Below are 11,421 nucleotides of genomic sequence, written 5' to 3'. Positions count from 1 at the left end.
CGCCCTCCGAGATCTTGAACTGCTGATGTTTTTGCGGACTTAACGTAAGTCCGTTGTTTGCAGTTAAACAGGATCTAATTTCATGAAAATACACTTTGATCGCACTACAAATGTGCGTGCGCCTGCTATCCGTGCATTGCTTTGTTCGATGCTGGTTGCCTTTTCTGTCTCACCGGTTATTGCCGATAACATTCAACAAACGAAAACGTTGAGTTTAAACGAGGCCATGCAACAAACACTGGCGCAACATCCGGCATTACAGGTTTTTCCAATTCGACAGCAACAACTTGAAGCCCAGAAAAAAACGGCCAATCTCAAACCGGCATATGTTGTTGGTGCTGAGATTGAAAATTTCGCTGGCACTAGAGAACTAAGCGGTATCAAGTCACTGGAAACCACGGTCACTCTCTCCTCTGTCGTTGAACTGGGTGATAAAAGATTGTCCCGTGTTGAACTGGTGGAACAACAAAGTGATGTTGTCCGTGTTGATCGCAAAATAAAAGCGTTGGACTTGCTAGGTCAGGTAACACGACAATTTATTAAAGTGCTCAATAGCCAGGAGCGTGTAAAGCTAGCCGAGACGGGGCTGGAACTGGCGCAAACAACATTAACAGAAGTTAATAAACGTGTAGGTGCTGCCGTCGCGGCTGAAGCAGATTTGGGCCGCGCCGAAGCTTCTGTTAATCAGGCTGAACTGATATTGGCTGCCGAAAAACGTCAGCTGGAAGCCAACAAAGTGGTACTCGCTAATTTGTGGGGGAGTTATCAACCTAATTTTGAGACCGCCACAGGCTCATTGTTTGCCTTTAGCGAGGCCATGTCATTTGAAGCCTTATTTAATCAGGCCCAGCAAAATCCGCAACTGGAACGTTTCGCTGCAGAAACGCGGGTTCGTGATGCACAAGTACGTCTTGCCAGAACTCAGCAAGTTGCAGATCTGACCTGGTCAGTTGGGATCAGGCGAGATGAAGGACTGAATGATTCGGCGTTAGTTGCTGGTGTGTCAGTGCCTTTGTTCAGCCGCCAGCGAGCGCAAGGGGATATTGAATCAGCATTGGCCGCGCGTAATGAAGTCAGCTATCGCCGTCAAGATATGCTGTTACAACTTCATGCTCAGCTTTATCGGGCCTATTCCGGGCGTGAACAAGCAATTGCAAGTATTTCCAAGTTGCAACAACAGATTATCCCCAAACTCACTAAAAGTCTGGAGCAAACGCAAACCGGTTATCAACGGGGACTCTACAGTTATCTGGAATTTCTTACCGTCAGACAAGACCTGCTAGGTGCCAGACGTAGTGTCATTGAGGCTGCAACGGCTGCATTGCTATATCAGACAGAAATCGAACAACTCACCGCCGAACCGCTAACAGCTGCAGAGTAAGCAATATGAATCAGGACAAAACTATGTTTAATAAATCACATTTCGTTTTTTTACCCATGCGCAGCCTACTATCAGTAGCAGCGCTAATATTGCTCATCATGTCACCTGCCATTGCTGAAGATGGTCATGCGCATGAGGCTCCTCAATCAGATCAACAAGCACAAGCCCAGCTAGCAGAATCAAATCAGCAGCATGATCATGAGATAACACATGATAAAGATAACCATGATGAATCGATGCCAAAAGAGGATGAACATGATCATAGCGCTGAATCAAAACCCGAAGAAGAAGGGCATGCTCACGACGCTGAGGATGAAGGTAGTGAGCATGTAGAAATGGATGACGGTATGGCTAAAAAACACGGTGTGGTAACTGCAGAAGTTACAGCCGGACAAATATCGGTCACCTCCAAACTCTACGGTAGAGTGGTTTTATCACCTGATGAGATAAGTCAAGTCAGAGCACGTTTTCCGGGTCAAATCACCCGCGTTTATGTGAATTTTGGTGATTCTGTCAAAAAAGGTCAGCTATTAGCCAGTGTTGAGTCAAACAACAGCTTACAGAGTTATAACGTAACCGCGCCCATCTCAGGTGTCATTACAGCAAAAGATGCCAATACCGGCGAAGTCGCGGCAGATCAAAGTTTGTTTACGATCACGAATACCCAATCACTTTGGGCTGAACTCAAAGTCTTTCCAGGACAGGCCATGAATATAAAACCCGGTCAGAAAGTGCGTCTGTTACATAACAACACATTTTATGAATCGACGATAAAGCAACTGGTGCCAAGCAAAGATGATGCCCCTTATCGGATTGCCCGCGTTGCACTTGATAATCAGCAGCAAGTCTGGTTTCCGGGTTTGCTCGTTGAGGCTGAAGCCATTACCGAGCAAACAGAAGTCAAACTAAGAATTCCTAACAGTGCCATACAACAGTTTGAAGGCGCATCAGTCGCTTTTGTCAAAGTAGGTAATCAATATCAAGTCAGGCCATTACAACTGGGTCTTAATGATGGTCAATTCAGTGAGGTTATATCCGGACTCCGGCAGGGCGATGACATCGTCGCTGAAAATAGCTATCTGATTAAAGCTGATCTGGAAAAAGCCGGCGCAGCTCACGCTCACTGATTTAGGAAACAGACATGATTAATAATATTTTAAGTCTCTCAATCGAGAGACGTGGCCTGATGTTGTCAATGATATTTCTTATCATTGGCCTTGGGATCTGGAGCTTTCAGAAGCTGCCGATTGATGCGGTGCCTGATATCACCAACGTACAGGTGCAGATCAATACCAGAGCACCCGGGTATTCGCCGCTGGAATCTGAACAACGCATCACTTATCCCATCGAGAGAGCGATCGCCGGACTGCCGGATCTTGATTACACCCGATCCATCTCTCGCTATGGATTATCACAAGTCACCGTGATATTTGAAGAAGGCACCGATCTGTATTTTGCGCGTAATCTTATTAATAACCGTTTGGCAGTGATAAAAGGCTCACTGCCACAGGGTATTGAACCGGAGATGGGACCTATCGCGACCGGGCTGGGTGAAATTGTCATGTACACAATTACCGCAGAACCTGATGCCAGGCAACCTGATGGCAGTTCATATGATCCTACCGATTTACGAGTGCTTCAGGACTGGGTCATTCAACCCCGGCTGGAGCGGGTAAAAGGGGTCACAGAAGTCAATGTTAACGGTGGTTATCAAAAGCAATTTCATGTTCAGCCGGATCCAGCGAAATTGCTGAATTTTGGCGTGTCCCTCAGTGATCTGAAACAGGCGCTGATGCAAAACAATGATAATCGGGGCGCCGGTTATATTGAACGTTATGGGCAGCAGATTTTGGTTCGATCGCCAGGACAGCTTAAATCCATCGATGATATTGGTCAGGTGGTAGTGAAAAATATCGATGATCGGCCGGTGCTCGTCAAAGATGTGGCCGACGTTGTGATTGGTAAGCCGTTGCGCAGTGGTGCGGGAACACGTGATGGTAAAGAGACGGTTGTCGGCACAGTTATGATGTTGTTTGGAGAAAATTCACGTGAAGTTGCTGCGACTGTGACTCGTGAAATGGCGGAGATTCAATCGTCATTACCGGAGGGCGTCATACTGGAAGCGGTATACGATCGCACCACCTTGGTCGATAAAGCCGTTGCCACGGTTGAAAAAAATCTGCTTGAAGGTGCTTTGCTGGTTATCGTTGTGTTGTTTCTGTTGTTAGGCAATATCCGCGCGGCCTTAATCACGGCTGCAGTTATACCACTATCAATGATGGCAACGATTACTGGAATGGTACAGGCAGGTATTTCTGCCAATTTGATGAGTATGGGGGCACTTGATTTTGGCCTGATTGTCGATGGTGCGGTAATTATTGTTGAGAACTCTATCCGAAGATTATCTATGGCACAAAAACAAAACGGTGGAGTGTTGCCTGTTAAAGAACGCTTAAATGTCGTTTATGAGGCCACCAATGAAGTGATACGCCCAAGCTTATTTGGCGTCATGATTATCACGATTGTCTATATCCCATTATTCTCATTGACAGGGGTTGAAGGCAAGATGTTTGAGCCAATGGCTGCCACAGTAGTTATTGCATTACTATCTGCCATGGTTTTTACGCTGACTATCGTGCCGGCTGCCATCGCTATGTTTATGGGGGGGCGAATCACTGAAAAAGAAAGTTTTATCATCAGTGGTGCCAAATGGCTTTACCGGCCAGTGTTGCTGCTCAGCCTCAAATTGCGTTGGCTGCTGATGCTTTTGGCTGTTGTGTTGGTTGCTTTGTCTGTCAACATGGCCAGCAAAATGGGCTCGGAATTTATTCCGCAACTGAACGAAGGTGATATTGCCTTACATGCACTGCGAACGATCGGTACCAGCCTTGAGCAATCTATCAAAATGCAGGAACAGCTTGAACAGCGGCTCAAAACTTTCCCACAGGTAGATAAGGTGATTGCCAAAATCGGTACACCAGAAGTCGCGACTGATCCGATGCCGCCTAATGTGGCCGATACATTTCTTATACTTAAGCCTAGGAGTGAATGGCCGGATCCGGAATTACCTAAAAGCGAACTACTTGCAGAAATTGAAGCGGCGGTTACCCAATTACCAGGTAACAACTATGAGTTTACCCAACCGATTGAGATGCGCTTTAACGAGTTAATTTCAGGCGTTCGTGCGGATTTGGGTATTAAAGTTTTCGGCGATGATTTGGACTTGATTAAGCAAAATGCAGAGGCGGTTCTGGCTGTGATTCAGGAGATCCCCGGCGCTGCTGATGCCCGGCTGGAACAGGTCGATGATATGCCTATGCTGACCATTGAACCCAAACGTATGGCCATGTCACGTTATGGTCTTAATGTTGATGATTTGCAAAACATGTTATCAACCGCCGTTGGCGGTGGCGAAGTTGGCCTGATCTATGATGGCGATCGGCGCTTTGATCTGGTGGTGCGGTTGCCTGAAGAAATTAGACAAGACATACCCGCCTTGTCAAATCTGCCCGTGAGTTTACCTGGTGGTGATTACGTACCTTTGTCTGAAGTCGCAACCATCGAATTAACGGAGGCGCCGAGTCAGATTTCCAGAGAAAACGCCAAACGGCGTGTCGTGGTCACCAGCAATGTCAGAGGCCGGGATCTGGGCTCTTTTGTAGAAGAAGCTCAACAGCGTATTGCTGAGCAAGTGCAATTACCACCCGGTTATTGGATCGAATACGGTGGAACCTATGAACAACTGCAATCAGCCAGTCAACGACTGTCGATTGTGGTACCGGTTACGTTGGTTATCATTATGGGCCTGCTGATTACCTTGTTTGGTTCATTTCGTGATGCAGCGATTATCTTCACTGGTGTGCCATTGGCATTAACTGGTGGGGTGCTGGCGCTCTGGCTGCGAGATATGCCGCTATCTATTTCCGCAGGGGTTGGGTTTATTGCACTCTCGGGTGTTGCGGTGTTAAACGGTCTCGTCATGTTGTCATTCATCAGGGATTACTGGCACCGGCACGGCGATCTGCACAAAGCAATCGTTGATGGTGCAATGACTCGGTTACGGCCAGTATTGATGACGGCTCTGGTAGCAAGTCTCGGTTTTGTGCCGATGGCACTCAATACCGGTACCGGGGCTGAGGTGCAAAGGCCACTGGCAACGGTCGTCATTGGCGGAATTATTTCGTCAACCTTGCTAACACTGGTGGTGTTGCCGGCACTTTACCGGATAGTGCACGGCCGTGGAAAATCAAGATAAAACATGGCGGCCTGTATTGGCCGCCAACCTTTCCTGAGTTTATCAATAAACAAAAACATAAAGGTATATCTCTATGCATACACATCATCAAGAGGATGGTGCTTCTGATAAAAGGATTGCAACGGCTTTTTTTCTAAATGTTAGTTTTACCATCATTGAATTCATCGGTGGCTGGCTAACCAACAGCACAGCAATTATGGCTGATGCTGTTCACGATCTTGGTGACAGTCTGTCTATCGGCAGTGCCTGGTTTTTGAACCGCGCAGGCAATAAATCTGCTAATTCTGTGTTCACCTATGGTTATCGACGCTTGTCTCTTTTTGGTGCTCTGATAAACGGCTTGGTATTAATCGCTGGCTCAATATGGGTGTTGAGTGAAGCAATACCACGTTTGGCCGATCCAGTAATGCCGGTTACCGAAGGTATGCTGGCATTGGCCGTATTGGGGGTTACTGTTAATGGGTTTGCGGCTTATCGGCTGAGTAAAGGGACGTCTCTTAATGAAAAAATACTCAACTGGCATTTATTAGAAGATGTATTAGGTTGGCTGGCTGTGTTGATCATTTCCATCATTCTGCAGTTTGCCGACTGGCCGATTTTAGATCCGCTTTTATCCATTGGTTTTACGCTATTCATCTTGTTTAATGTTGTTCGTAATTTGTGGGTGACCGGTAAATTGTTTTTTCAGGCAGTGCCCGATAAAGCGCTGCATGATGAGATCAAAAAAACTCTTGTCAGCATTGAGGGTGTCAATGAGGTACATCATTTACATCTTTGGTCACTTGATGGTGAACACCATGTCCTCACTGCACACCTGACACTTGATAACAATAATGTCTCTTCTGAAAATTACCTGGCTATGAAACAAACGATTGCCGAGTCTTTATCTCAATATGATCTAGATCACACCACGATAGAGCTTGAGCTGAATCAGGAGCATTGCAGAGATTTTAGTGACCATGAAACAGCATCTCAATAACATTTTACGCAAATAAAAAAATGACAATTATTAATATCCAACCTAAAAAGTTCACTGGTTTCAAACGTATGCTTTGGGCCACTTTTTATTCATACAAAGGGTTGCATTCTGCACTGCGTCACGAAGTTGCTTTTCGTCAGGAATTTATTGCCTTTGTCTTATTATTGCCAGTTGTGTTCTGGATAGACTTTACCGCTATTGAGCGGTTTATATTAATTGCCAGCATGATCGCTGTAATGGTCGTCGAGTTGATCAACTCAGCAATTGAATCGACGCTGGATAGAGTCAGTTTGGAGCATCACTTATTAACCGGTCGGGCCAAAGATTATGGATCACTGGCTGTCTTACTTACCCTTATTATTTCAATCACAGCATGGACATTATTGCTATGGCACAGATTTTTTTGAATTCAAACGAAAAAGATATATTCACAAAATCACCCTCACTGCTCGGACCTTACCGCATTTTATTTCAGGTTCTGCTTATTGGGCTTCTTATTCTCTCGCTATCAAGATTAGGGCTTGTTGTATGGCAGTGGGATCGGGTATCGGCAGCAATTGATCTGCCATCACTATTCATTCAGGGGCTCAGAGCTGATCTCATTATTATGGGTATGCTTATTGCGCCACTGATGTTGTTGATGCCGCTACTGGTCAATAAATTAACCTGGCAATTATGGCAAAAGTTGGTGTGGTTCTGGAGTTTAATGATCATTGTTTTGATCATTTTTATGGAGTCTGCCACACCGACATTTATTGTTCAGTATGACTTGCGTCCGAACAGACTCTTTGTCGAATACTTACAATATCCAAAAGAAGTTTTCTCAACCTTGTGGGAAGGTTTTCGTCTGCCACTTATTCTCGGGGTTGTTTTCACTATATTAGCCGGCTTGTTCACGAATCGGCTGTTACAGCATTGGTTAAAACAATATCATTTGGACTGGCCGGTTTGGCGTGTTTGGCTGACTTGGCCGCTTATGGTTCTCATCCTAGTAGTCATGATCCGGTCTACTTTATCGCATCGTCCAGCCAATCCGGCAATGTTTGCAATCACTTCGGATGCACTGGTCAATAGCCTAGTCATTAACTCAACCTGGTCAGTGTATTTTGCTATTTACAACATGAAGCATGAAGCAGAAGCCGGAGAAGTCTATGGTACGCTTACTGATGAACAAATTATGCAGGAAATGAGCGAGAATTATCCTTGGCTTGATAATGATCCAAATGCACCCTTTCCAACTATCAATAAGCGCCCCGCGACAGTTGAAAGAGATATACCACTTAACCTGGTTATCATTCTTGAAGAAAGCTTGGGTGCCACTTTCGTCAAGTCTTTGGGTGGGGAGTATTCCGTAACACCAGAACTGGAAAAACTGAAAAATGAGGGTTGGTGGTTTGAACAACTTTATGCAACCGGTACGCGTTCAGTAAGAGGAATTGAAGCCACGATAACGGGTTTTTTGCCCTCGCCCGCAAGAAGCGTAGTAAAACTTTCTTTATCACAACAGAATTTTTTCACTATTGCAGATTTATTGGGTCAACGTGGCTACAAAACTGAATTTATTTATGGCGGGCAATCTCACTTCGATAACATGGCTAACTTCTTTATTGGAAATGGCTTTCAATCTATCATTGACCAAAATGATTACGTTGATCCACTCTTCGTAGGCAGTTGGGGGGTCTCAGATGAAGATCTATTCAATATGGCGCATAAACGGATCGTTCAAGCGAACCTGAGTAACCAACCGTACTTTAGTTTAGTTTTCACCTCCAGCAACCATTCGCCATACGAATTCCCTGATGGAAAGATCGATCTGCATTCGGCCGAGAAACAAACTGATTTGAATGCTGTTAAGTATGCAGATTATGCTTTGGGACAATTCTTTAACACAGCTATGAAAAGTGATTATTGGGACAATACACTCTTTTTGCTGATTGCTGATCATGATTTGAATGTTTATGGAAATGCACTTGTGCCGATAGAACGTTTTCAAATCCCAGGCCTCATTTTAGGGGCTGATATAAAACCAAAACGTATCAAGACGGTGGCGAGCCAGGTTGATATGGCACCTACTTTACTGTCACTGATGGGTATTAGCGCTGAGACACCAATGATAGGCAGAGATTTGAGCCGACCAGCCGAGCAGCAGTCATCCGGCAGGGCAATGATGCAATTTGCCGATTATTTTGCCCTGTTGCAAGGTGAGAAGGTGACCATTTTACGCCCTCAAAAGGAAGCTCTGGCTGGGCAGTATGTTCTCAAAAAGCGTCAACTAGAGCTCAAAGGTCCGGCAAATAGAGAGGATGCTAACGAAGCATTAGCACATGTATTACTACCTTCTTGGCTGTACCGTCAGCAACGTTACGATATGCCTGTTGGGCAACCGTCAAATAAAAATTAGCATTTCTCATCCTATTATGCAGTTATTGATTGGCCGCATTACAGATAAGGATTTCTATGTTATTAATGTTGTTATATTAATCATGATATTGAGTATTTACTTATTATTGATCCCTTTTTGCACGATTTAAATTAGTTCTATGTTTGGGTAATTTATTCTCATCCACACATGAAGTTTGGAAATTTAAAACCATGACTAGATTAATTTATTACGTAGAATCAAATCTCGTTTGGTTTGTCATTATTGTGGCTTGGATTGGTATTACCTGAGGCGGGTAAATATTTCCAACCACTAATTGGGCTATTACTTGCTGCATTAATGTTTATTATCAGCCGACTTTTGATGCCCATGCCGTGCGATTAGTGCTTCGTAAACCTTCAAGGCAATTTTTAGCGCTGATTCTAGTCTACGGCCCAATGTCGCTTGCCGGACTACTGACCGGCCGATTTTTTTTTTGCAGGGGTTCGTTGGCTATGGGTCAAACTTTGCTTGGCACCCACAGATGTATCATCTCCGTTGTTAGTGTTGATGGCGCGAGGCAATGTTGCCCTGGCTGACGTTTTTAATGCCGTAAATACTGCTTTATCCCCTTTCATTGTTCCTCTGCTTTTTTTATAGCTGACGGGCATTCAACTGGAAGTATCACTTGACACCATTATTTTCGAATTAGTGTTGGTTGTTCTCGTTTCCACCATTTTGGGAGTGAGTTTGCGAACAAAGTTTTCAGCATTTTTTTCACGTCGTGATTCGGCTTATGCAGGAATTGGCACATTTCTTTATCTTCTGATATTGCTCACTATATTAAGCCCAAATGCAGAAACTATTATTGGCTGTGGTTGGTAAGCTTTTGTTATTGCTGCTGCAGCTTTATGTCTGAATCTGATTGGTTATCTGGTAGGAATGACCACCTCACGTCTGATAACCACAGGTCGAAAATAGGCATTGCTCTCAAATTCCTATAACGACCAGTAACGCATCATTGCTTAATTCGTATAGTTACGGTGTTAGAAACTAATTTTTCATTTGACTTCCATTTAAGTCATGTCTCCGTATCGGTACTACCAAAAGAATAGGCAGCTTCAAACGCTGATAGACTTAATTTGTCGAGGATAAGAATCAGCGAGATGTCTTTCATGACTATTATTTATTTCAGCCTGTAGTCGCTGCTTTCTTGGATGCATTGTGCTGACGTTTTTTATACGATTGTCGTTTGGCCTGAGCCTTATTTAAATCACTGTCTTTTTTCTTATCAGATGCTATGTAAGCTTGTTGCCCAAGTGCTCTGATTGCATCAGCAATTTTAAAGATACGAACTTGCCATGCATGAGACCTATCTTCTGAATGAGCAAGCGGAACTTCCCCGGCCATCCAAAGCGTTTTAAGTTTCATTGTCAGATTATCCAGCTGACGGATCAGGTTCATAAATGCCATGCCTTCTGGGCACGTGATTTTGATTAGCAAATAAACACTATTATCTGTGACGGCAGCATTCTTGATTCCAATGCTGTCCAGAATGTGATCTGCTTGTTCCATATCCCGATTCATTTCAGTAGACAGATGCTTAATACTTTCAGTAATTTTTTTTACATTTTCATCAGAAAGCTCACGTAATCCGAATTTACGTGTGAGCAACGTTGCTGCTGTCATCTGCGTTTGGATATGATCGAAGGTCCGGCGAAATAATCGTTTTGCCTGTGCTGACTGGAGCTTTACGGTCATCTCCATGTAAAACTCGCTTTTAACCTCTTCTTCAGTCAAAAACTGTCTAACCTTTTCCATTTCAACTTTCTGACGACTTTCTCTTTTGGAGTCAACTGTTTCCAACTCTTCAGCCATGACGCTCTCCTTTTTGTTGATTAATTTTATGCTCAGGGTGGCATTTAAAATGAGTAAGCCTGGTTAGTCCATGAATAACCGGATATTGGTCAATGCCGGTTACTAGAATGATAGGCGTTTTAACTCACACAGGTTTAAGAGGATGTTTATTGACCTTAAACAATAAATTGTTGCTACCAATATAAAAAGGCAATGACTTTCTTCTTTGTGTTTAGGTGATGTTATGCAATTTATTGTGAAGTTCGGCCATGCTCGGGGTCAAGCGTAGGTCTTATTAATCTATTAGTTGTCGATAAAGACTATTTTAAGGCGGATTGGGGAAACAAGAATTCAAATGAACTATACAAACTGATTAAGACACTCTACGAAATATCTCGTTTCTACTTCTCTTTGTAATGATTACAAACATAATTAATGCCATCATGAATATTTTACCGGATTGCGCGAAAAGCCCCGTCGTTCAGGGCGGGGATGAATAGCGCGGACGGCAGCGCCGTCCTTTGAATACTTAATGAGGTGTTTGCTGTTGCTCGATGTATTGCCGAATGATTTCAATCGGCGCACCGCCG

7 protein-coding genes are annotated in these 11,421 nt (G+C 44.1%); 6 read left to right on the top strand and 1 reads right to left on the bottom strand.

All coding sequences use genetic code 11. The features are described 5' to 3' along the window. The first annotated feature begins 82 nt into the window (after positions 1-82). The 6 genes from Q7V21_RS03760 (at position 83) to Q7V21_RS03735 (ending at position 9,016) form a co-directional block, all read left to right on the top strand. The gene (locus tag Q7V21_RS03760; protein ID WP_292479029.1) at positions 83-1,381 is read left to right on the top strand and encodes a TolC family protein; all 1,299 of its coding nucleotides are present in this window, start codon (positions 83-85) and stop codon (positions 1,379-1,381) included. Between the two features lie 23 nt (positions 1,382-1,404). Next, on the top strand, positions 1,405-2,508 hold the full coding sequence (locus Q7V21_RS03755) for an efflux RND transporter periplasmic adaptor subunit (protein WP_304915994.1): 1,104 nt from the start codon (positions 1,405-1,407) through the stop codon (positions 2,506-2,508). A gap of 14 nt (positions 2,509-2,522) precedes the next feature. Continuing rightward, positions 2,523-5,636 (top strand): efflux RND transporter permease subunit, encoded by a 3,114-nt coding sequence (locus tag Q7V21_RS03750; protein ID WP_292398338.1) that lies wholly within the window; start codon positions 2,523-2,525, stop codon positions 5,634-5,636. Positions 5,637-5,709: 73 nt separating this feature from the next. Continuing rightward, on the top strand, positions 5,710-6,615 hold the full coding sequence (locus Q7V21_RS03745) for a cation diffusion facilitator family transporter (protein WP_304915993.1): 906 nt from the start codon (positions 5,710-5,712) through the stop codon (positions 6,613-6,615). Positions 6,616-6,635: 20 nt separating this feature from the next. Next, complete coding sequence (locus Q7V21_RS03740) at positions 6,636-7,022, top strand: diacylglycerol kinase (protein ID WP_292411109.1); 387 nt, start codon at positions 6,636-6,638, stop codon at positions 7,020-7,022. Continuing rightward, entirely contained in the window at positions 6,989-9,016 is a 2,028-nt protein-coding gene (locus tag Q7V21_RS03735) for an LTA synthase family protein (protein WP_304915992.1), read from the top strand. The genes Q7V21_RS03740 and Q7V21_RS03735 overlap by 34 nt, the downstream gene beginning before the upstream one ends. A gap of 1,149 nt (positions 9,017-10,165) precedes the next feature. Here Q7V21_RS03735 and Q7V21_RS03730 read toward each other — a convergent pair. After that, positions 10,166-10,852 (bottom strand): hypothetical protein, encoded by a 687-nt coding sequence (locus Q7V21_RS03730; protein ID WP_226069809.1) that lies wholly within the window; start codon positions 10,850-10,852, stop codon positions 10,166-10,168. Positions 10,853-11,421 lie beyond the last annotated feature (569 nt).

The organism is Methylophaga sp. (genome assembly GCF_030651745.1).
The sequence above is the reverse complement of the archived record's forward strand: the minus strand, read 5'-3'. Positions and strand labels throughout refer to the sequence as shown.

Excerpts from the sequence above, each read along its gene's own strand:
- Q7V21_RS03735 (WP_304915992.1), top strand. The coding sequence starts at position 6,989 with ATGGACATTATTGCTATGGCACAGATTTTTTTGAATTCAAACGAAAAA.
- Q7V21_RS03750 (WP_292398338.1), top strand. The coding sequence starts at position 2,523 with ATGATTAATAATATTTTAAGTCTCTCAATCGAGAGACGTGGCCTGATG.
- Q7V21_RS03740 (WP_292411109.1), top strand. The coding sequence starts at position 6,636 with ATGACAATTATTAATATCCAACCTAAAAAGTTCACTGGTTTCAAACGT.
- Q7V21_RS03755 (WP_304915994.1), top strand. The coding sequence starts at position 1,405 with ATGTTTAATAAATCACATTTCGTTTTTTTACCCATGCGCAGCCTACTA.
- Q7V21_RS03745 (WP_304915993.1), top strand. The coding sequence starts at position 5,710 with ATGCATACACATCATCAAGAGGATGGTGCTTCTGATAAAAGGATTGCA.
- Q7V21_RS03730 (WP_226069809.1), bottom strand. The coding sequence starts at position 10,852 with ATGGCTGAAGAGTTGGAAACAGTTGACTCCAAAAGAGAAAGTCGTCAG.
- Q7V21_RS03760 (WP_292479029.1), top strand. The coding sequence starts at position 83 with ATGAAAATACACTTTGATCGCACTACAAATGTGCGTGCGCCTGCTATC.